Annotated in this window: 16 protein-coding genes; 7 read left to right on the forward strand and 9 right to left on the reverse strand. The window is 47.1% G+C overall.

The features are described from left to right. Positions 1-253: 253 nt before the first annotated feature. From NG792_RS06445 to NG792_RS06465, 5 genes are all read left to right on the forward strand, one after another. Positions 254-1,279: a dihydroorotate dehydrogenase-like protein gene (locus NG792_RS06445; protein ID WP_261200703.1), complete on the forward strand. Its 1,026-nt coding sequence runs from the start codon at positions 254-256 to the stop codon at positions 1,277-1,279. Between the two features lie 356 nt (positions 1,280-1,635). After that, entirely contained in the window at positions 1,636-3,915 is a 2,280-nt protein-coding gene (locus NG792_RS06450) for a 6-phosphofructokinase (RefSeq protein WP_261234887.1), read from the forward strand. A gap of 103 nt (positions 3,916-4,018) precedes the next feature. Further along, positions 4,019-5,338, forward strand: a complete 1,320-nt coding sequence (locus NG792_RS06455) for a site-specific DNA-methyltransferase (protein ID WP_261200705.1) — start codon at positions 4,019-4,021, stop codon at positions 5,336-5,338. A gap of 1 nt (position 5,339) precedes the next feature. Continuing rightward, complete coding sequence (locus NG792_RS06460; protein ID WP_261234888.1) at positions 5,340-6,221, forward strand: hypothetical protein; 882 nt, start codon at positions 5,340-5,342, stop codon at positions 6,219-6,221. Positions 6,222-6,394: 173 nt separating this feature from the next. Beyond that, on the forward strand, positions 6,395-7,735 hold the full coding sequence (locus NG792_RS06465; RefSeq protein ID WP_261200707.1) for an SGNH/GDSL hydrolase family protein: 1,341 nt from the start codon (positions 6,395-6,397) through the stop codon (positions 7,733-7,735). Between the two features lie 227 nt (positions 7,736-7,962). On the opposite strand, the gene NG792_RS06470 is transcribed toward NG792_RS06465, so the two are convergent. The 5 genes from NG792_RS06470 to NG792_RS06490 form a co-directional block, all read right to left on the reverse strand. Beyond that, positions 7,963-9,657, reverse strand: a complete 1,695-nt coding sequence (locus NG792_RS06470; protein ID WP_261234889.1) for an NAD(P)H-quinone oxidoreductase subunit 4 — start codon at positions 9,655-9,657, stop codon at positions 7,963-7,965. Positions 9,658-10,082: 425 nt separating this feature from the next. Then, positions 10,083-10,535, reverse strand: a complete 453-nt coding sequence (gene aroQ, locus NG792_RS06475) for a type II 3-dehydroquinate dehydratase (RefSeq protein WP_261200709.1) — start codon at positions 10,533-10,535, stop codon at positions 10,083-10,085. Positions 10,536-10,567: 32 nt separating this feature from the next. Continuing rightward, a complete protein-coding gene (locus tag NG792_RS06480; protein WP_015151235.1) occupies positions 10,568-10,705 on the reverse strand; it encodes a hypothetical protein in 138 nt (45 codons plus the stop codon). Positions 10,706-10,962: 257 nt separating this feature from the next. Then, positions 10,963-12,219 (reverse strand): competence/damage-inducible protein A, encoded by a 1,257-nt coding sequence (locus tag NG792_RS06485; RefSeq protein WP_261200710.1) that lies wholly within the window; start codon positions 12,217-12,219, stop codon positions 10,963-10,965. Positions 12,220-12,281: 62 nt separating this feature from the next. Then, a complete protein-coding gene (locus NG792_RS06490) occupies positions 12,282-13,328 on the reverse strand; it encodes a glycosyltransferase family 4 protein (protein WP_261200711.1) in 1,047 nt (348 codons plus the stop codon). 831 nt (positions 13,329-14,159) lie between these two features. On the opposite strand from NG792_RS06490, the gene NG792_RS06495 reads away from it, so the two are divergent. Both NG792_RS06495 and NG792_RS06500 read left to right on the forward strand, forming a co-directional pair. Beyond that, complete coding sequence (locus NG792_RS06495) at positions 14,160-14,378, forward strand: hypothetical protein (protein ID WP_261200712.1); 219 nt, start codon at positions 14,160-14,162, stop codon at positions 14,376-14,378. Between the two features lie 54 nt (positions 14,379-14,432). Further along, positions 14,433-15,092 carry an SDR family oxidoreductase gene (locus tag NG792_RS06500; RefSeq protein ID WP_261200713.1) on the forward strand — a complete coding sequence of 220 codons (660 nt, stop codon included), beginning with the start codon at positions 14,433-14,435 and terminating at the stop codon, positions 15,090-15,092. A 189-nt stretch (positions 15,093-15,281) separates the two neighbouring features. Here NG792_RS06500 and NG792_RS06505 read toward each other — a convergent pair whose 3' ends face one another. From NG792_RS06505 to NG792_RS06520, 4 genes are all read right to left on the reverse strand, one after another. Beyond that, the gene (locus tag NG792_RS06505; RefSeq protein ID WP_261234890.1) at positions 15,282-15,620 is read right to left on the reverse strand and encodes a J domain-containing protein; all 339 of its coding nucleotides are present in this window, start codon (positions 15,618-15,620) and stop codon (positions 15,282-15,284) included. A gap of 79 nt (positions 15,621-15,699) precedes the next feature. Further along, positions 15,700-17,361, reverse strand: coding sequence for a dynamin family protein (locus NG792_RS06510; RefSeq protein WP_261234891.1), 1,662 nt, complete (start codon positions 17,359-17,361; stop codon positions 15,700-15,702). A 97-nt stretch (positions 17,362-17,458) separates the two neighbouring features. Then, a complete protein-coding gene (locus NG792_RS06515; protein WP_261234892.1) occupies positions 17,459-19,537 on the reverse strand; it encodes a dynamin family protein in 2,079 nt (692 codons plus the stop codon). 114 nt (positions 19,538-19,651) lie between these two features. Beyond that, positions 19,652-21,736, reverse strand: coding sequence for a dynamin family protein (locus NG792_RS06520; RefSeq protein ID WP_261234893.1), 2,085 nt, complete (start codon positions 21,734-21,736; stop codon positions 19,652-19,654). Between the last annotated feature and the right edge of the window lie 3 nt (positions 21,737-21,739).

Raw genomic sequence — 21,739 nt, forward strand, 5'->3', positions numbered from 1 at the left:
GGAGGGCTGCGGAGACCCCACCCAACCCTCCCCTTGCTAAGGGGAGGGCTCATCCAGTCCGGTCCCCTCCCCTTAGCAAGGGGAGGGCTAGGGTGGGGTCCTTCCCAAGTTATGAGGCTAATCCGGTCCCCTCCCCTTGGCAAGGGGAGGGTTAGGGTGGGGTCCTTCCCCGCATCTCCCCAACCCGGAAATAACGACTAAAGTCGTTACTACGGACATCTCTCCCATTTCCATAAAAGGAGAACATAACATAATGGATCTGACTACAGAATATCTCGGTTTACAACTAAAATCTCCCTTAATGCCATCGGCAGCCGCCCCCCTAACCGAAGACCTAGATAATATCAAACGGTTAGAAGATGCAGGGGCAGGGGCAATCGTGCTACATAGTATCTTTGCCGAACAACTCAAAATCGAACAACACGAACTCCATTATCACACTATCTCCCATACCGAAAGTTTTGCCGAAGCTCTCACTTATTTCCCCGACCCGGATACCTATCATGTGGGACCGGAAACTTATCTCGAACATATCCGCCAAGCCAAAGAGAGTGTAGGGATTCCGATTATTGCCTCATTGAATGGTTCTAGCTTAGGGGAATGGGTGGATTATTCTAAACAAATCCAGGAAGCTGGGGCCGATGCTTTAGAGTTGAATATCTATAGTATCCCCACTGACCCTCACTTGACCGGGGCGCAAATTGAGGAAGATTATCTCTCCATTGTAGAAGCCGTTCGCGCCGATGTCACGATTCCCCTGGCGGTCAAACTTAGCCCATTTTTCACCAATTTAGCCAACATGGCGATGCGCCTGGATAAAGCGGGTGCCAATGGGTTAATTTTGTTTAACCGCTTCATGCAGGCGGATATTTCCCCGGAGGAATTGGAAGTTTGGCCCCATCTGGTGTTGAGTCACCACCAGGAATCCCTGCTGCCGATGCGTTGGCTGGGATTGCTCTATGGTCGCATTAATGCCGACCTTGCTGCAACCACAGGCATTCAAAAAGGACGGGATGCGGTAAAAATGTTGATGGTAGGGGCAAAAGTGACCCAAGTCTGCTCTCCCCTGTTGCGCCACGGCATCGGACATCTGCGGGAAATTGAACGGGAACTGGTGGAGTGGTTGGAGGAACATGAATATCACTCCGTCAAACAGGCGATCGGGACTATGAGTCAGATGAATGTGGCCGATCGCAGTGCCTATGAACGCGCGCAATACATGAAAGTGATTCAAAGTTTCGATTACGATCAGGCGGTGGTTACGGCTTCCACTGTCTAAGCAATTTTCTCCCCTGACTTATTTTTCCCAATGTCAGGAAATCCCCATTTGGCGGCAATGCCGCCTTTTTTTTGTCCCTATTATCCGCATCAGCATCAAATCGGCACAGTTCAACGTTCTGGTTCAACGTCCCGACTTCAGTCGTTATCCCTCTTGTTTGTAGTAACGACTTCAGTCGTTTCTTCCCCACTTCTGCTCAATATCAGCCCATATTTATTAAAAAATATGAAAAAATCATCACCAAACCCCCGGCCCCACCAAACTAAAAAAGGCAGTTAAATTTTAAAATGCAAGAGAAACGTCTGGAATCTTGCCGGTTAAAGTTCATCGAGTCCAGCCTAAATGAGGAGAAGTTCATGCATCAGAAAAAAAGACTAGGGGTATTAACCAGTGGGGGAGACTCGCCGGGAATGAATGCGGCGGTTCGGTCCGTGGTTCGGTCTGCGATCGCCCAGGGAATCGATGTATTTGCCATTTATGAAGGCTATCAGGGGATGGTGGAGGGGGGACAATGCGACCTGGAAAACCCGCGCCGTGTGGCTCCCGATGCCGAGGCTTGTATTCGGCAACTGCATTGGTATGACGTGGCGGGTATCTTGCATAAAGGGGGGACGATTATCGGAACCGCGCGATCGGCCCAATTTCGGACCCGGGAAGGCCGATTACAGGCGGTTCGGAATTTATTAGCCCATGATATCGATGGATTAGTGGCGATCGGGGGGGATGGGAGTCTCACCGGCGCTCACTTATTCCGCAGGGAATGGCCTGAATTGGTCGCTGAACTCCTAGAACGAGGTGAGATTGATACCGAAGTCGCCGAACGTCACCGGCACTTGACCATTGTCGGATTAGCGGCATCCATCGATAATGATATGTATGGCAGCGACATGACCATCGGGACCGATACTGCCCTCCACCGCTTAACCGAAGCTGTAGACTCGATTTCCTCCACGGCTGCCAGTCATCAGCGCACCTTTGTGGTGGAAGTGATGGGACGGCATTGCGGCTATCTGGCGTTAATGGGGGCATTGGCCACAGGTGCAGACTGGGTATTGATTCCCGAATGTCCTCCCGAGGGCGACTGCTGGGAGGAAAAAATGTGCCAAGTCTTACAAGCCGGTCGAGAATCTGGGCGTCGTGATACCATTGTGATTGTCGCCGAAGGTGCGAAAGACCGTCACGGCAACCCAATTTCCTGTGAATATGTGCGACAAGTGCTAGAAGAAAAACTCGGGGAAGATGCCCGAGTTACCATTTTAGGCCATGTGCAACGAGGCGGGTCACCGACAGCCTTTGACCGTAACTTAAGCACTTTGTTGGGTCATGCTGCGGTCCAGGCGTTCCAAACTGCCACCCCCGAGACTGAATCGGTCCTGATTGGAATGCGGGGAAACCGGGTTTATCAAGCGCCGTTGATGCATTGTGTGGAACAAACCCATGCCGTGAGTCAGGCGATCGCCGATGGAGATTATGCTAAAGCGATGGATCTGCGGGGAGAAAACTTTAAAAACGCCTATCAAATCTTGCATACCCTGATGCAAGCCAAACCCAGTACCCCCGCCCATCATGACCTAAAACCCTTAAGATTCGCCATTCTCAACTGTGGCGCAACGGCCCCGGGAATGAATACCGCCGTTCGTGCAGCAGTCCGACTGGCGATCGATAAAGGACATACCATGTTAGGGGTCGAACATGGATTTCGGGGCTTAATTGAGGGTCACATTAAAGAATTAAACTGGTTAAGTGTGCGAGGATGGGCCACCACTGGCGGTTCTGAACTGGGGACTAGCCGCAAAATTCCCCAAAGCAAAGATTTTTATGCGATCGCCCGTCAAATCGAGCGCTATGACATTAATGGACTGCTGATTATTGGCGGTTGGAGTGGTTATCAAGCCGCCTATCAACTGTACTCCCAGTGTGAAACCTTCCCCGCCTTCAACATCCCGATACTTTGTATCCCTGCCTCGATTAACAACAATCTCCCCGGCTGTGAATTGAGTATCGGGGCGGATACTGCCTTGAATAATATCATCGAAGCGGTGGATAAAATCAAGCAATCTGCTGTTGCATCCAACCGCTGCTTTTTAGTCAAAGTCATGGGACGGTACTGCGGATACTTAGCCGTGATGAGTGGCTTGGCAACCGGGGCGGAACGAGTGTATATTAACGAGGAAGGCGTCGCCCTCACGGACTTGCAAAAAGACCTCGCTACCCTGATTACGGGATTTAAACAAGGCAAACGAGTGGGTTTAATTATCTGCAATGAAAACGCTCATCCGGTGTATGATAGCGACTTCATCTGTGATTTGTTTGCCGAAGAAGGGAAAGAAGTGTTTCAAGTGAGAGAAGCCATTTTAGGCCATCTCCAACAAGGCGGTGACCCCACCCCGTTTGATCGCATCCAAGCCACCCGCTTCTCGGCGATCGGTCTAAACTTCCTCATTGAACAAGCCCAAAGACCCTCACCCACCGGGGCTTTTATGGGAACAGAAGCCGGTAATGTGCGATTTATTGACCTAGGGATGATTCCGCGTATGGTAGACAAAGAACACCAACGCCCCAAAGAACAATGGTGGATGGAAACCGCTGCGATCGGCAAAATCCTCGCTCACACTGCACCCACAACTCAAAGGTGAATTTCTTCGGGACACGGCTTCTGCCGTGTCCCTGACTGCTTTCTTGCAGAAAAACACGGTAAACTATAGGCTATGCTCTGAATCCTTGACCCGATTGCCTTCCATGCCAGAACCTGTACAGCTTAATTTGTTTGATCCCATTCCCTCCTCTAGCGACCCCGAATGCGGGAGTGCGATCGCCCAAAGAACTGGGACATTTACTGATAATATGAAACTGCCGATCCATCGGTGGTTTCGTTACTCAGCGGGATTTTCAGCGGATTGGGTTGAAAGTGCGATCGGTGAACTGAATCCTCAAACTCTCTTGGATCCATTTGCTGGCTCCGGGACCGTTTCTGTGGTTGCCGATAAATTAGGCATCAATTCTTATGCCGTGGAAGCGCATCCGTTTGTGTATCGACTCGCCCAAGGTAAACTGGCTTGGAATACACCCATCCCGGATTTTTTAGCCGCAATTGAAGAGATTCTACAGGTTGCTGCACAGCTTACCTCCACGTTTCCTCAACCCATTCCGGCACTTCTGAGTAAGTGCTATACTGAGGCGGCCCTAGAGGATTTATTCAAAATTAAACAAGCCTATTTACAAGTTGCCCCCCACCTCTGTGAACCGCTCCAATCTCTAATTTTTCTGACAATTTCTTCAATTTTACGAGTGTCTAGTTTTGTAGGAACAGCCCCGTGGCAATATGTTCTTCCTAATAAACGAAAGGCTAAAATTCATAATCCTTTTGATGCTCTAACGTATCAAACCTTTTTGATGCAAGAAGACATGAGCTTGATGCAATCTTTAGGGCAGTTGCCTCGTTCTACTTTATTACAAGAAGATGCTAGAACCTTACCAAATATCCCCGATAGTTCCATCGATTTAGTCATTACGTCTCCCCCCTATGCCAACAATTATGATTACGCTGATGCTACTCGCCTAGAAATGACCTTTTGGGGGGAAGTGCAATCTTGGTCAGATTTACATGAAGCTGTTCGCAAGTTTCTAATTCGCTCTAACTCCCAGCACGTCTCCAAAGAGCGTCTTACCTTAAATACGCTAATGTCAGAGTCTGTTCTCAACCCGATTCGAGATGAATTATTCCCCATTTGTCAAGGGTTAGAACAAATCCGGGCAACGAAGAGTGGAAACAAGGCATATCATACGATGATAGCCGCTTATTTTATCGATATGGCGAAAGTATTTCAAGCCCTTCATCGAGTAACCCGATCCGAGAGTAAAATCTGCTTAATCATCGGGGATTCAGCCCCTTATGGGGTTTACGTTCCGGTAGAAAAATGGTTGGGGGAATTAGCTCTTGCTGCTGGATTTGACCGTTGGTATTTTGAAGAACTCAGAAAACGCAACGTGAAGTGGAAAAATAGAAAACATCGGGTTCCACTCCATGAAGGAAAACTTTGGATACACAGGAGTCAATAATATGGCACAGTCACCTTCTCACAAATTCGGTCAAATATTAGGAAAGCTTTTGGAAGATATCGTATTATACGATATTTTAAAACCTCAACTAGAAAGGTTTACTGCCCCCAAAAATTACTATTTAGATTACCAAAAATCTCGTCTTGCTCGAAAGGGAAAAAAGGTGACTTGGGAAGATAAAGATGGAAATAAACATGATTTAGATTTTGTGATTGAGTTGGGGGGTACGGAAGAAAAACTTGGCCTTCCTCTAGCCTTTATTGAATCGGCGTGGCGGAGATACACCAAACACTCGAAAAATAAAGTCCAAGAAATTCAAGGGGCCATTTTACCAATTGTTCAACGGTATTCTCAGTTAAACCCTTTTTATGGTGTAGTCTTGGCTGGAGATTTTACTAAACCCGCTTTAGAACAACTAAAAAATCATGGATTTGCAGTTATTTATATTCCTTATATCGATGTCGTAAATGCTTTTAAAATTATCAATTTTGATATTGCTTTTGATGAAACCACCCCCGACTATTTGTATGAAAATGCCTCGGAACAATTGAGATTGATAACTGACTCCGAAAAACAGCGGCTTCGACAGGCTTTAATGCAGGTTGCTAAAAAACAAGTCGAGGAATTTATGACAAAGCTACAGAATTGCCTTGAACGTCACATTACTCAAATTATGATTATGCCGCTGTTCGGAAACCGATATGACTTTACTCGCCCGCAAGAGGCGATCGCCACACTGGATAACCTAGACTTAGAAAACCCTAGGGGTGATTTTCAACGGATTGAGGTTGTGATTGATTATAACAATGGAGATTCAATCCGCGCTACGTTTCAGAACAAACTGTTCCTCGCGGACTTTTTGAAAACTTTAGGCAACGAGTAAGGGGCCTCACTATTGTTCTTGTTCAACTCCAGCAAGTTGGAAATGGAACCCTTTGAGGATACTCTTTATAGAATCCTCCGGAGAAAATTTACTCAAAACCCAATTCGTAGGTTAGGATACCCCTATAACTATCACAAACCTGATTGAGACAGGATTTGGAGGAATCATAACCTATGTTATCTGAAATGACCCTATTTGATGAAGGGTTTTATTTGGCTAAAAATTCTGATGTCGCAGTAGCCGTTGCTAGTGGGATATTTAGTAGTGCAGCCCAGCATTTTTTTACATTTGGAGAGCAGGAAAAGCGCGATCCCAGTGCATTTTTCCAGACCGAATACTATCTATCGGAAAACCCCGACGTAGCGGCGGCGATTTCTCCAAATTTGACCGCGTTTGACCATTTTATTAATGTCGGTTACCGGGAAGGGCGAGATCCGACTCGCTTTTTTAATACCAACTTTTACGCCCAAACGAATCCGGATGTAGCGGAGGCGGTTCAGCAAGACCCCTTGACGGGTTTCTTCGCTCACTTTATAACAGTTGGGGCGCAGGAAGGTCGCACTCCTGTCGCCTTTTTTGATCCGACTTTTTATCTGGAACAAAACCCTGATGTTGCTGAGGGGGTTTCCCGAGGAGAGACGACGGCGATCGCCCATTTTGCCAACTTCGGTCAATCTGAGGGCCGCCTACCTCGTCGCTTATTTAATGAGATGTATGTCTTCGGGGACAGTCTCTCCGATGATGGGAATTTGTTTGCCTTAACCTTGGGGATATTTCCTCCAGAACCCCTTTATGCCAATGGACGATTTAGTAATGGACCCGTCTGGTCAGAACTTCTGCCCTCTCGTCTCGGGTTAGAGGTAAATCCTCAGACCAATATTGCCTTTGGAGGGGCTACGACTTCTGATGTGAATTCGGGTAACTTGGAAAATCCGCTATTACCCCCCTTGCCCGGGTTGGAGACACAAATTGAGAGTTTTCTCGCCCAAACTCCTTTCTCTAATCCCAATGGATTATACGCCATCTGGGCAGGTTCTAATGATTACCTGAATGCGGGGATTACAGATGTGAATATTCCCGTGAATAATTTAGTGAATGCGGTGACGGAACTGGCGGAAGATGGTGCGCGGAATTTTATGGTGATGAACCTGCCGGACTTGGGTAACAATCCTGGAGTCAGAGATCGGGGACCACAAGCGCAGCAATTCCTCACCCAACTGTCGAATGCTCATAATACGGCTTTAGCTGCCGCGATGGCTAATTTAGACCAAAACCCGAATATTAATATTATTCTGGTTGATATCAATGGGTTGATCAATGATGTGTTTGCCAATCCCACTCAATACGGATTGACAAATGTCACTGACGCCGCCTTTGAATCCCCCGGAAGTAACCCGAATACTTTCCTGTTTTGGGATGAGGTCCATCCCACCACTGCCAGTCACCAAATTATTACCGATGAGGCCCTCAAAACGGTGACTGATTTATCTCAATTGGTGAAGGTCATTCTGTAACCCCACAACCGTTTAATGCGGTTTTTCGACTCAACTGGGTGACTCTGATTCAGAAGTTATCCGGCTCAACAAACCGTTTTGTAGGGGGAACAGTTTAGTGGGGGATACCATAGAGAATGCGGGCATCTTACTAGAGCAAGATACCCGCATTTTCATGATTTTATGCTGATATTTGGGCTAAGAGTGCTTTCCCAAAACATCGGGTTTTGAGCAGAATGCTCATCCCCTTAATCGGGACTAAATTCGGCGATTTTGGCGAGTGGGGGTAGGCTGGGTGCGTTGAAGCCGATGGTTTCTTCGGTCGATCGCACCTGGGCGTAGGCTTGGGTGGCTACGCTATTAATAGCCACGGTGGTGGTGTCATAGACTTGCATGGCAATTTTAGGATAACAACCGATCGCCACGATCGCCACCAAAAAACTCAGGGCGATCGCTACTTCCCGAGGGCGACTATCAATAAACGCCGCTTCTCCCGGTAAGATACAATTTGTCCCAAAACAAACTGCCGCTTGGTTTTCAATAAAGTCTTCCCGTAACTCCGGATCAGTGATGTCACAAGCCGGAATTTCTTTCGACCCGTAGAAGGATCCGTGAAACACTTGGCGGACCATCGACAGCAGATAAATCGGGGTTAGAATCACCCCAATTGCCGCGAGAAAGACCACGGCAATTCGGAAGGTCAGGCTATAAAAATCACTGGTGGCAATCCCAATAAATACCGTCACTTCACTGGCAAATCCACTCATTCCCGGGAGGGCGAGGGATGCCATTGCACCGGCAGTATAGAGGGCAAAAACTTTGGGCATGAAAATCCCAATTCCCCCCATATCTTGCATGGTCATGGTATGGGTGCGGTCGTAGGTTACCCCCGTTAAGAAAAAGAGCACGGAGGCAATTAATCCGTGGGAAATCATCTGCAACATTGCCCCATTAATCCCGAGGTCGGTGAAGGAGGCAATCCCAATTAACACAAATCCCATGTGGGAAACGGACGAGTAGGCCAGTCGCCGTTTCATGTTGGTTTGGGCAAAGGAAGTTAAGGCCCCGTAAACAATATTAACGACTCCCAAGGTGACTAAAACTGGGGCAAAATAAACATGAGCATCGGGCAGTAATCCCATGTTCATGCGCATTAATCCATACGCACCCATTTTTAATAACACCCCAGCCAAAATCATCGAAACCGGGGCGGATGCTTCGCCGTGGGCGTCGGGAAGCCAGGTATGGAAGGGGAAGGCGGCTAGTTTGACGCCAAATGCAATTAATAAACCAGCATAGAGGGGAAGTTGCAGGGCTAAGGGGAATTCTTTGAGGGCGATATCTGCAATATCAAAGGAAGCAGGGCCGGATCCCGAGAGGGCTAAGGCAAGTCCGGCAATTAGAATAAAGATGGAGGCCGCAGCCGTATAAAGTAGGAATTTAATGGCGGCATATTGCCGTTTCGGTCCGCCCCAGATACAGACGAGGAGATAGACGGGGACGAGTTCGATTTCCCACATGATGAAAAACAGCAGCAGGTCTTGGGCAATAAACACCCCCACCTGGGCTGCATATAACACCAGCATCAGGAAGTAGAACATTCGCGGTTTGCGGTCTACTTGCCATGCGGACAGCAGGGCCATGCTGGTGACAAATCCGGCCAGGAGGACCAAGGGCATGGAGATGCCATCGACGGAGACGGTCCAACTGATGCCGAGTTGGGGGATCCAGCTAAATTTTTCGACGAGTTGAAAGCCCGAAATTTGAGGATCGTAGTGTTGCCAGAAGAGGACGCACATGAGGGCGAAGTCAGCGATCGCCACTCCGGTTGCATACCAGCGCAACACGTTTCCATCGCGATCGGGAATCAGGGGAACCAGTAATGCCGCCACTAGGGGGAGCGCAAATATAGTAGTTAACCACGGAAATGAATCAGCAAGCATCGCAGTGAGTTGTCTATTTTTAAAGGGGCCAGGGTCTTAATCTTGAACCTATTATCCCTGTTTTTGTAACATTTCTTTAACTTTACAAAAAGGGATTGAGGGAATTTTACAGGAAAGCGAAAATAAAAAGAATTTAGACAAAAACCCCTAAATGTAGGGGCAAGGCACTGGAGTTACGCTACATTTAGTGATTTTTACCTAAGTCCGGGCTGTGAATCTTCTGATTCATACTCCTTGACTAGCCATTGATTTTTAAGAGGGTGTAGCATCTTGAATGCTCTATACATTCTATTGTATATTAGCAAGCTGCAATTTACTGTTTATGAAAACCCCAAAAAAGTAGAAGCTGATCGCCTCATGAAATGATCCGAGGTGGGTCTGAAGTGCCGCCCACCTCTGGGAAGAAACCCCCAAGAAGGGGGAGATTAACCAGATGGTTGGTTTTGTCGCAGATGATGGACTAGAGCTTGAAGTCCGAGACGATAACTATCCGGACCAAACCCGCTAATTTGCCCAACAGCGATCGCCGCAATGTAGGAGTGATGGCGAAACGGTTCACGGCGATAAATATTGCTCAAGTGAACTTCCACCGTGGGAATATTAACCCCTGCGATCGCATCCCGGATGGCCACACTCGTATGAGTATAAGCCCCGGCATTAATCAAAATTCCTGAGTGCTGGTCCCGCGCCCCATGAATCGTATCCACCAGGACCCCTTCATGATTGGATTGCAACACCGACACCTTCACTTGCAAAGCCTTAGCCTCTGTTTCGAGCAAGCGATTAATATCTTCTAACGTCGCACTTCCATAAACTCCTGGCTCTCGTTGACCCAGGAGATTCAAGTTTGGCCCGTGCAGTACCAATATATTCAGCAATCGCAGATGCCTACGCCTTTATCACTATAAATTTACCGACGCCGACGGGGTTCGTTGACGGGAATAGGAATAGGTTCCGGTTCCGGTTCTGCCTCTGGACCGAGAAGGGCCTCAATAATTTTACGCGCCCATTCTTTTAATTTGTCGATTAGGTTATCTATATAATCCATTGAAAAGACAGCTCCTTGAATCCAGGCTATCGCTCTACTACTTGACGGCAGTGATTGATTGCCGTCTGTAACAGAATTGGAATTACTCTGTTTCTTTGATCATAACGAATCCTGAGAAATGAGCAAGTACACTCAACCGTACAAAACGGGCTTTTGGGGATCAGTCTTGGGGTTTTTACCCGGGGCATACCGCATATATAGACCTAAGTTAATAAGAAAACACTACAGGTAGTGCTTTAGGGAAAATATTAAGAATGTTAAGCTATTCTTAACATTTTTCTTCGCAGGCAGTTCAGAGCACCTTCGGCGCTGTAATGCCGAATCGAGTCCCTTTCTTGGAAAGCACTCAAGCGATATTCAAAACTTTCAACCTCACTGCTGGGTCCGGCTAACCCGATATACACTAACCCCACAGGCTTGGTCTGGCTGCCACCGCCCGGACCCGCAATTCCCGTCACGCTTAGACCCCAAGTTGTGCCTAATTTAGAGCGGACACCGAGGGCCATTTGTTGAGCCACAATGTCGCTGACGGCACCTTCCCGGGCTAAATCCTCGGAGTTGACATCCAGAAGCCCGATTTTTACCGCATTGTCATAAGCAATCACCCCGCCTAAGAAATAGCGAGAACTTCCCGAAATGGCGGTGAGGAGACTGCCGATACTTCCCCCGGTGCAAGATTCCGCTACGGCGAGGGTTTCACCCCGTTGCAGGAGTAACTCACCCACCACGGAAGCGAGGGTATCGTGATCGGACCCAAAATAGTCAAATCCAGCGAGTTCTTGAATCTGTTGCTGCACTGGGGCGATCGCCGCTTGTGCTGCAGTTTCGTTGGGGGCCCGGGCGGAAACCCGGAGTCTGACCTCGCCATTGAGGGCGTAGGGAGCCACCGTTGGATTCGTCAAATCCAGTAACGGAGCCACTTTTTCGGCTAAAACCGACTCAGAAATTCCCCAAAATTTTAGCATCCGACTGTAGATAATATCCTGACCCCAGCCTTGGGCTTTGAGGTAGGGGACGGCGGTTTCTTCCCACATTCGGTACATTTCCTGGGGAACTCCAGGAAATGTCAGAATCGTCAAATTAGGGCGAGGTTGCCAGATGATGCCCGGGGCCGTGCCTAGGGGATTGGGTAAAATCTCCGCACCGGCAGGAATTGAGGCTTGTTTGCGATTACTGACCGTCATAGGACGACCATAAGCCGCATATTTTTGGATCAGGTTTTCCAGAATGTCTGGTCTTTGGACCATTTCCACCCCAAAACAACTGGCGAGGGTTTCGTGGGTGAGGTCATCGGGGGTGGGCCCCAGACCGCCGGTAAAGATGAGAATTTGAGCAGAACGCTCAAGGGCGATCGCCACCACCTGTTTAATTCGGTCTGGATTGTCCCCGACTACGGTTTGAAAATAATGAGGGATACCCAGTGCAGCTAGTTGTTTAGCTAAAAACTGAGAGTTGCTGTTAAGAATGTCGCCTAACAGCAATTCTGTGCCAACACAAATAATCTCAGCACTCATGAACGTTTGATTTTAGAGTTTAGATAGGACAGGGAGGGGAGTGGTTGTTCCCGAGAGTCCGGTTATAACCTCGCGTGTTTCTTCACCTTCCAACTGGCATAGCTGAGTAAAGCCGTTGCCGCAAAAGCGTAGGCGACACCGCTGGGAATCCCGGCAAACGCTAGGGCGATACTGCCAACCCAGATCGTCAGCGCGTAAATAAACAAAACGGTTAACCGATGGGAGAGTCCAGCGTCGAGGAGTCGATGGTGCAGATGGCGCTTATCGGCGGTAAAGGGAGATTTGCCATTGCGAATGCGATCGACAATCACCGCTGACATATCCAAAATCGGTACCGCTAGAATGATATAAGGCAGAACCACCGCTGTGACAGCCGTAGTTTTGACCAAGCCAACTACACCGACCCCAGCGAGGGTGAAGCCGATAAAATAGGAACCTCCATCCCCCATGAAAATTTGGGCCGGATTAAAGTTGTACCGCAGGAAGCCCAAGGTGGCACCGGCTAAGGCAGCGGCAATCAACGCGGCGGCGGGTTGATGCATAAAGAGGCTGACCATTAGCATGACTAAGGCGGCAATGCCGGAAACACCTGCCGCCAGACCATCTAATCCATCGATCCAGTTAATGGCATTGGTCATGCCAACCAGCCAGATCACGGTAATCGGATAGCTAATCAACTCAGGGAATTTCACTAATCCCAGAAAGGGAATGGTTAAAAATTCAATTTGAACCCCGACTGCCCAAGCCCCACTCGCACAGATGGTTTGTAAGAGGAGTCGTAAGAACGGAGAGAGTCCGTATAAATCGTCAGCGAGTCCGATCGCGAAGAAGGCAAGGCCGCCAAGGGTGAGGCCCCAAATTTCATACTCTTTCGGAGTCGGCAAGACGCCAAACCCCCCCATCCACCAGACGATTAATAGGGCCAGGGTTGTCCCTAGGAAGATGGATACGCCTCCCAAGCGCACCATAGGCTGGCGGTGTACTTTGCGTTCTCCGGGAAGATCGACTCGGCCACTTTTAATCCCAATTTTTTTGACTACCGGCGTCGTTGCAAGGACAACAAGGGCGGCTACGATAAAAGCAACCAGATGGTAGAGCTGGTAAGGCATCAGAATAAACTCAGTTGCAAGACAAAAAACATCTCAGGCAAATTCTACCTACATTTACTACATTTAACTGAACCAAGCTACGGATGAAAGTGAAAGATTTATTAAAATAAAGCAGTAATGGTTTTCCAGAGTTTAGTTGGGGCGTTGCTACGGGGGGAGGTGGGTGACAACCCTCATCACCGGATGCCCCGATCGCCCCTAAGGTTATAACCCAAATAAGCCTAACGCTTTTTGAGGGAATTTCAGTACGGAGTGGTGGAGGGGATGCGATCGGGTGAAATAATCTTTATAATAATCTCGGCAATGTCTGCTTTCCTTTTTTGGAGAGGAGGGGTCCGAGAATGAATCGGGCGATCGCGCAGCAGAGGGAATATGGAGTTCACTCTCCGGTTGCTACATTTTTTCCGGGTTCTACCCACCTGATGGGATAAAGGAATCAATCAGGGTCTATTCTGTGCAATTATTCGGCCAGTGCATCGCGTCATCATCGGGTCATCTCTGCATAGACTATTTACCCCACTACTCTAAACCGGCCCCGGTTAAATCTGGTCCCCCTTAAGAAGTGGCACAGTTCCTCATCAAGGGTTCCCTGACAGTAGGAAACTTGAAAAATAAGAGGGACATCTAGGAGTTACGGTTTTGTGCAATCAGGTTAGGGGGAAAGGTCCTGAATAAATTTCTGACTTTATTCTGAAGAGTTCCCTCTCAATGCCTTTAAGAAGGAGGGAGTTTTGGACGGGTGTCCGGGGTTTCATCGAGAGAACAATTTGTCTGAAAGATGGTCTAAACCCATTCAGTATAAACATCTGGGATAATCGAGGAGAATAGGAGATGGAAGTGACAACAGTCACCCAACAATTGCGTCAAAATCCTTATGAGGTTTATCGAGACCCACTCACCGGGAAATGGATCGTGATCAAAAATCCGCAACTGACGAGCGATCGCAATTTTAATAATCCCAAACCCTTATCAAACCTGTCTCAATCCATCGGTACAGGAGGGGTTCAGGAATTGCTTCCCGATGGTGGGGAAACGCCCCTTAAAGAATAAATAAAATTGATTTAGAATAGGAAGCAAACGATTTAGGGTGAATAGACCAAAAACATGGCAACTTATTTAGTAACAGGAAGTGCTCGCGGCATTGGGTTAGCATTGTGCCAGCAGTTACAGGAACGAGGGGATACAGCGATCGCGGTTTGTCGGCAGTCCTCCCCCGAGTTAGATTCATTAGGGATTCGAGTCGAAACTGGAATTGATATTACTTCGGATCAGACCCTCAAAGAACTGGTGCAGCGATTGCAGGGGATATCCTTAGATGTGTTGCTCAATAATGCGGGCATTTTAGAAGAAGATAGCCTCGATCACCTGGATTTTGACAGTATTCAACGGCAGTTTGAGGTTAATGCCTTGGGAACATTACGGGTGACTCAGGCATTGCTACCGTTTCTCTCTCAGGGGTCTAAGATTGCCATTGTCACCAGTCGCATGGGTTCCCTTGAGGATAATAGTTCGGGCGGTTATTATGGGTATCGGATGTCCAAAGTCGCTGTGAGTATGGCGGGGAAATCCCTGGCGATCGATTTGAAACCACGCCAAATCGCTGTAGCGATTGTACATCCAGGGTTAGTTCAGACCCAAATGACGGATTTTACAGGAATTTCTCCCCGGGAAGCAGCTCATGGTATAATTCAGCGAATTGACAACCTCACTCTTGATAATTCGGGTACGTTTTGGCACGCGAATGGCGAGGTGTTACCGTGGTAGGTGAGGGGAACTGAGCATCTGATGATAAATTAGTCTAGCTGGAGTGTAACTGCTGCCTCGACAGGGAAATGTTCCGAACCTGTGGAGGGTAAAACCTGACTCGATGTTGCACTCCACTGGGAAGAATACCCCATCTGAAATAGACTCACCCCGTGATTGTGTTTTTATATTTAAAATTAAATCCTGTATTTATCTTGCCATTTGAGCGCATATTTCTTTATAAATCTCGTTCATTTTTTGAATAATTTCTTGAGCTTTTTGTTGCTGTTCGGGATGTCCATAAAATAAATCAGGATGACATTTTTTGAGTAAAGCTCGATAGGCTTGCTTTACCTCTTTCAGTGAAGCATGGGAGTTCAGTCCGAGGATTTTGTAAAACCGAGCAATTTTATCGTTGAAAGGTGGCGGGGGTGTTTGTGAATGGAGAGTGATCGCATCAGGAGGCGATCGCCAGTTCATCTGTTTGAAGTGCTCCAACTCTGCCTCGATTTCCCATGCCTGAAATTTAGCCTCCAAAGGGTCAATCATTTTAAAAAAATCCTCAGTTAAATTCCCATTAACCAGGGTAGCAAATAGGCCAACATCATGCCCTCAACCTCCGGCAGATTTAAGTCCCCTTTAAAGACTGGAGATCTTGATTCAAGCCATCCAATATATTCTGTAAAAGCTGTATTTGATGGCGTTTAGTTATCATCTCCGATGAGGGATCAGGGGGTTGAAATCGAATCACCGACAACGCTATGTTTTCATAGTCCTGCAAGGTCAAAAAAGCCATTTCACTAAACCGCTTCAGATAGTCCTGCACCGCTTTTTTATAGATGGTTTGTAAGTCAGGAGGGTTAACAGGAGTGGCGGGGGTGGACAAAGTGGGTTCACTAATTCGATTCAGGATATAATAAGCACTGCGAGCAACCGTATTCCCCACAGGACTTTCTAATAGCCAATCCAAGGGAGTCTCTTTTAAGATAGTGGGGGGGTGTTTGGGCGACTTGGGGGTAGGGGGAGTTGGGGGAACGGTGACAGAGGGAGGGTCAGGAAATTTGAGAGTTAATGTTCCGGGGTTAGGGTGGTTGAAAAACTCACAAGCTTTATTCACCCAAGTTGTAATCTCTTGTTGAGATTTAACCATTGCCGGTTGAAAAGATTGCGTTTCCCAGGTGCGAAATTGACCTTTTTGGAGTGCGGCGATCGCCTCTAGTTCATATCGCTTTAACAGGTTCGGTAAATACAGTTTACTTTGCAAATCCGAAACACTCCCCTCAAACCCTTGTTTAATCAGTTTTTCAGCCTTTTGTTGCAACTGAATTTTATTGCTTTGTTTTTCTTCAGCAAGGGCTAAATCGGTGGTTACTCCTTGAAGTTTTGCCGCTAGAGAGTCGCCTATTTGAGCGGCGATCGCCTCTAAGCGTGGCAACCAATTCGCCGTTTTTTCTTGATGAAATGCGACAATACTTTGCAGGGCAGATTCAAACATTGGCAGTCCTGTAACTTGTGCTGCTGCCGCATCCCCCTTCAGTCTGGCTCTGAGGGCGGGCAAGGCATCAACTCGATACAAATTACTAATTCCTGGAGGCAAATTAGACCGAAAACTTTCCGCCACAAACCGCATTCGACTGGACACTTCTTTTTGGTCTTCTGGTTCCATTAAATTCATAAAATTGACCGCAAATACCACGGTTTCAATCCCGCGATCGAGCAGCCAATCTCGGAGATTTTCCCGTTCTCCCAGGGTCATCAACTTACGAGCATCTAGCACCTGCACCACCAAATCAGCGGTTAATAGTTGGTTTCTGACTAGATTATCCTGTTCTTCGCGGTCATTAGTTCCCGGCAAATCCAAAAATTCTACCCCTATTTTCAGGAAAGAATGGGGACAGAAAACCTCAACCACCGCCACATCATTTCGCATTCGGCGGTCCTGGTCTAAAATAGCATATTGCTTGAGGATAGCCGTCCCGCGATCGCTCATCACCTGTCCATCATTTAAGGTAATTTTAGCGCTCAATTCTTCCCCATATCTAACATGAATGGCAGCCCCTGTTGTGGGAATCAAATCAATCGGAAGAGTGCGCTGTCCCAGCAAAGCATTGAGTAAGGTTGATTTTCCATAATTAAAAGGACCAAAAACTGCAATCCGAAAAACCGGATTTTCCAACGCTTCGCAAATTGTCAGGCTATCTTGATACAAGGATAAACTTTTATCCAGTTCTAATGCCCCTAATGCTGCCCTAATATTCCTGACTACATCTTTATAAACTTCCTGCTGCATCTTTCTGCCTCGGATTAACAATTTTAGAGAAAGCTCTTTATTCTGGAGGGACCTCTCCCCAGTCCTCCGCGAGAAGGGGGCCGGGGGGTGAGGTTTCTCAACCTACAGCCATCAGTAAATCCTGATATTCGGTCTCAATATTTCGCGCCTCCAAACTGATATCAGCTTCTAGCTTTCTGAGTCGTTCTAATTCACTGACCCGATTAATTTCATGGGATTCCTTTTGTCCTAGCAAATTATCTAATTCCGCTTGCCGGGATTTGATATCATCATCGATGCGTTGAGTCACCTCGCGGTCATAAGCATCAAAACACTCTTTAACCGCATCATGAATCGGCTGCCACTGTTGATCAGCGACTTGGGGTAGATATTTAACCAGTTCTTTTTTTGTTACCTTGACTACTTCTAGGCGAGCGCGATCGGCTTGAAATAAACCTACACCTAACCCCACCATTGCTAAAGTAATCGGCCCGAGAATAATGCCAAAAACTGTGGAAACTGCCGCACTAATTCCAATTACGGCTACCATATTTAGCAGAATATTTTTCCAGTCGAAACCCGCTCCCATGAGGGCGGCTCCGGCTAAATTGCCCGTGGCTAATGAAACTAATCCCATTGCCCAATTTGCCCAGGCGGGAGAGCTATCTTCGGGTAAAGTATTGCTACCGGGATGGATTCTTTGTCCGGTGAGTTTTTCGGTAATTTTAGTGGTGACTTTAGTGTAGTCAGCCCCATACTGTGAGGCACTTTTGGCTAATTGGATGAATGCGCCATTCATTTCTTGTTCGGCGGTAAGGCTCCAAGCGGATAATTTATCATTAATGTACTGCTCAAATGCCTGCCGAAAACGGGCTTCAAAGTTCTCTCGTTTGCCTTTATCGATGAAATCTCCAAATTTGATATCCGGTTGATAGGTTAAGAAATCACTTTCAAAGGTCTTGTCTAAGTTGAGAACATAGGTGCGGAATGAATCAGCGATCGCCCGTGCTTTACTATCCCGGACCTGTTTAATTTCATCCTTGAAGCGATCGCGAATATTTGTTAAAGCTTTAAACTCCGGTTCGACCGAACTAATCCGCTGCTTTAACTCATTCACATCCCCATCCAGTAAAGGAATCCGGCGCTCGATCGCCTCCCGCACTCTCGTGGAGGTTTGACGCGCTAAGGTTCGCGCCTGCCGCAATTCAGAAACCGCACGTTCCTGAGTTAAAAATGCATTCAGCGCCCCTAAAAAATTGGGAAATCCTGTTCCCTCCAAAGAGGCGACTGCATCCTTAATCCGTCGTCTCAATGCTTGAATTGCTGAAATTTCAAAGACGCGCTCCTCATAAATATCATGCCCATCCACCACACAATATTCGGCCAAATTGGCCTTGAAAACTTGCCGCAACCGCGTTTCGGAATCTTGCAATTCTTCCTCATCATCCGGATCGATTAAACTCTCCCGCACCTGATCCCAGGCATTAATCAGAAAAAATACACTCAATCCCCGCCCCTTAATATAATTTTCCAAATAGCGGCGCTCTCCCAAAGTGCAAGGTTGTGATGCCCTCATCACAAATAAAATTGCGTGACAATTATTAATATATCCCAGAGATAATTCATTGCGCGACTCCGTATCATTCAGCCCCGGACTATCAACAATTTCCACTCCTTTTTGCAGTAATGATAACGGGTACTCTAACACCGCATAGTCTACATCGGGAAATGCTTGTTGCTGGTTTTGTTCGAGTTGTTTCGCTTCCGACGGAGGGATGGTATAGTTTTGCTTAAAACTCTTAAAATCTAGCTCTTGGGGACTTTTCCCATCCTTAAAATAAACCGTTACCTTCTTTTCCGGTCCGTAGCGCAACACCGTCAGCAGGGCAGTACAAGGGTTGACATCACTGGGTAAAATATTCTCTCCAATTAGCGCATTTAGGAAAGTGCTCTTTCCCCGTTTCATATCTCCCAAAACTAGCAGCCGGAAGACCCCATGCCGTAAATTATGACTCGCTTTTTGTGTATCTTCAATTTCTCGATCTAATCCTAATTGGCCGGATTTTTTCGCGCCTGCTGTTTCAGCTTGTTTCAAAATATCGGCTATCCTGCTGAAAGCATTAGCCACATCGGCTCGCACTTCGGCGACACGCTCTAAATTCGTGAGAAAACTTTTAGTTTCCATGTTATAGCTCATGCTGATTAAGGGGAATATCAATCAATCAATTTTACCCGATTACAGTCTTTTTGTCTCGTTTCCTGATCTGAAAAGGAGAACCCGATAAAAAAGCTCCGTAAACGAGATGTCATTTCAGCCATTGTAGGAGATTAAGGACTCATAAACCCGGTTAACTGTCCGGCATTCTGAAAGGATGTCTGCCTCTAGTTTTTGCAGACGCTTTAACTCGCTCTCTCGATTAATTTCTCGCGACTGCTTCTGTTTAAGCAAATTATCTAATTCCAAACGACGAGATTTGATATCATCATTCAGGCGTTTCAGGACTTCATGATCATAAGTGTCAAAACACTCAGTAATCGCTTGATGAATGACTTGAGACTGTTCTTCGGCGATTTGTGGGAGGTGTTTAATCAGCTCTTTTTTCGTCGCATTAATCAATTCTTTGCGACCTTGTTCTGCTTGCAATGCACCTACTCCTAATCCCACCAGCAGGATGCCCAGGGGTCCAGTTAGTAGAACCGGAATTGAAAAAATGGCTAAAAAGCTATAAATACCAATTACTGACAGGGAGTTAACTAGAATATTTTTCCAGTCGAAACCCGCACTCGCTAAAAAGACGCCTGCGATATTACCCGTTGCTAGGGAAACTAATCCCATTGCCCAACTTGCCCAGGTGGGGGAATTATCTTCTGAATTCAAATCAGTGCGGGTATAAATCTGCTGCCCGATTAACTTTTCAGTCATCGCATGGGTGACTCGACTATAGGCTGAACCATAGTCAGATGCCCGGTTAGCCAGTTGGGTGAAAGCATCCTGCATTTCTTGGTTAGCCGTCTTTTCCCATGCGGTGATTTTATCATTGAGGTACTGTTCAAAAGCTTGTTTGAATGCGGCATTAAATGCTTCCCGTTTGCTTTGATTTAAGGATTCAAAAAAGCTTAAATCCGGTTGATACCGTAAAAAATCGGCTTCAAAGGTGTTCCCTAAATTGAGAATATAGGTGCGAAATGACTCGGAAATCCCTCGGGCTTTCTGATTTCGGATGGTTCTAATTTCCTCGGAGAAGCGATCGCGGATGTCATTCAGTTTCTCGAATTCCGGTTCTACGGAGGAAATCTGCGCTTTTAATTCGTTGACATCGCGATCGAGTAAAGGAATCCGACGGGCGATCGCCTCCCGCACGCGATCGGTACTCTGGCGAGCTAAGGTTCGCGCTTGCCGCATTTGAGCCACCGCTCTTTCCTGAGTCAAAAACCTATTAATCGCCCCCATAAACTCAGAAAATCCCGTCCCTTCTAAGGATTGCTCCGGGTCTTTCATTCGTCGCCGCAATGCCTGTAAGGAAGAAATTTCAAACACTCGTTCCTCATACAGATCATAGCCATCCACCTGACAATAATCAGCCAAATTGCTCTGAAACACCTGGCGCAGTTTTTCCTCCGCTTCTTGGAGTTCCTCTGCATCATCCGGGTCTATCAGCCCCTTGCTAATTTCATCCCAAGCATTAATTAGAAAAAAAACTGTTAATCCCCGCCCTTTGATATAATTATCCAAATAGCGGCGCTCCTCCAACGTGACCGGCTGACCCGCCCGGAGGACGAATAAAATCCCGTGACAGTTGTTGATATAATTCAAGGACATTTCATTACGGGCTTCCGTATCATTTAGCCCCGGACTGTCCACAATTTCCAGGCCCTTTTCCAGCAATGCTAAGGGATATTCCACTACCGCATAGTTCACATCAGGAAAGGCCAACTTTTTCTCCTGTTCTAAGGTCTTGGCCTCTTCTGGGTCAATGGTATAACGCTGCTTGAAAGTAGAAAAATCTAAACGTTCTGGCGGTCTGCCCTCTTTGAAGTAAACAGTCACTGTTTTCTGTTTTCCGTAGCGCAACACCGTAAGCAAGGCTGTACAGGGATTCACATCTGCCGGTAATAGATTCTCTCCAATTAACGCATTAAGAAAGGTACTTTTCCCCCGCTTCATGTCACCCAAAACCAGCAGTCTAAACACTCCCTTCCGTAAATTTTTGCTCCCGAGTGTTAGGTCCGCGATGTGGCTTTGTAAGCCCAGTTTTCCCGAGGTTTTGTCTCCTTCGGCTTCGTCAGTTTCTAACAGCTCAACCATCCGCTCCAGACAGGTGGCTACCTCAAATCGGACTTGAGCCACACGCTCCAAATTGTTAAGAAAACTTGCGGCTTCTATTTTATCAACCATTGG

This window comes from Laspinema olomoucense D3b, assembly GCF_025370785.1.
Lineage (GTDB): Bacteria > Cyanobacteriota > Cyanobacteriia > Cyanobacteriales > Laspinemataceae > Laspinema > Laspinema olomoucense.

What these genes read in the sequence shown, in the direction of transcription:
- NG792_RS06470 (WP_261234889.1), bottom strand. Translation starts at nt 9,657, where the DNA reads ATGCTTGCTGATTCATTTCCGTGGTTAACTACTATATTTGCGCTCCCC.
- NG792_RS06445 (WP_261200703.1), top strand. Translation starts at nt 254, where the DNA reads ATGGATCTGACTACAGAATATCTCGGTTTACAACTAAAATCTCCCTTA.
- NG792_RS06515 (WP_261234892.1), bottom strand. Translation starts at nt 19,537, where the DNA reads ATGAGCTATAACATGGAAACTAAAAGTTTTCTCACGAATTTAGAGCGT.
- NG792_RS06480 (WP_015151235.1), bottom strand. Translation starts at nt 10,705, where the DNA reads ATGGATTATATAGATAACCTAATCGACAAATTAAAAGAATGGGCGCGT.
- NG792_RS06505 (WP_261234890.1), bottom strand. Translation starts at nt 15,620, where the DNA reads ATGATTGACCCTTTGGAGGCTAAATTTCAGGCATGGGAAATCGAGGCA.
- NG792_RS06495 (WP_261200712.1), top strand. Translation starts at nt 14,160, where the DNA reads ATGGAAGTGACAACAGTCACCCAACAATTGCGTCAAAATCCTTATGAG.
- NG792_RS06460 (WP_261234888.1), top strand. Translation starts at nt 5,340, where the DNA reads ATGGCACAGTCACCTTCTCACAAATTCGGTCAAATATTAGGAAAGCTT.
- NG792_RS06465 (WP_261200707.1), top strand. Translation starts at nt 6,395, where the DNA reads ATGTTATCTGAAATGACCCTATTTGATGAAGGGTTTTATTTGGCTAAA.
- NG792_RS06450 (WP_261234887.1), top strand. Translation starts at nt 1,636, where the DNA reads ATGCATCAGAAAAAAAGACTAGGGGTATTAACCAGTGGGGGAGACTCG.
- NG792_RS06520 (WP_261234893.1), bottom strand. Translation starts at nt 21,736, where the DNA reads ATGGTTGATAAAATAGAAGCCGCAAGTTTTCTTAACAATTTGGAGCGT.
- NG792_RS06500 (WP_261200713.1), top strand. Translation starts at nt 14,433, where the DNA reads ATGGCAACTTATTTAGTAACAGGAAGTGCTCGCGGCATTGGGTTAGCA.
- NG792_RS06510 (WP_261234891.1), bottom strand. Translation starts at nt 17,361, where the DNA reads ATGCAGCAGGAAGTTTATAAAGATGTAGTCAGGAATATTAGGGCAGCA.
- NG792_RS06485 (WP_261200710.1), bottom strand. Translation starts at nt 12,219, where the DNA reads ATGAGTGCTGAGATTATTTGTGTTGGCACAGAATTGCTGTTAGGCGAC.
- NG792_RS06490 (WP_261200711.1), bottom strand. Translation starts at nt 13,328, where the DNA reads ATGCCTTACCAGCTCTACCATCTGGTTGCTTTTATCGTAGCCGCCCTT.
- NG792_RS06455 (WP_261200705.1), top strand. Translation starts at nt 4,019, where the DNA reads ATGCCAGAACCTGTACAGCTTAATTTGTTTGATCCCATTCCCTCCTCT.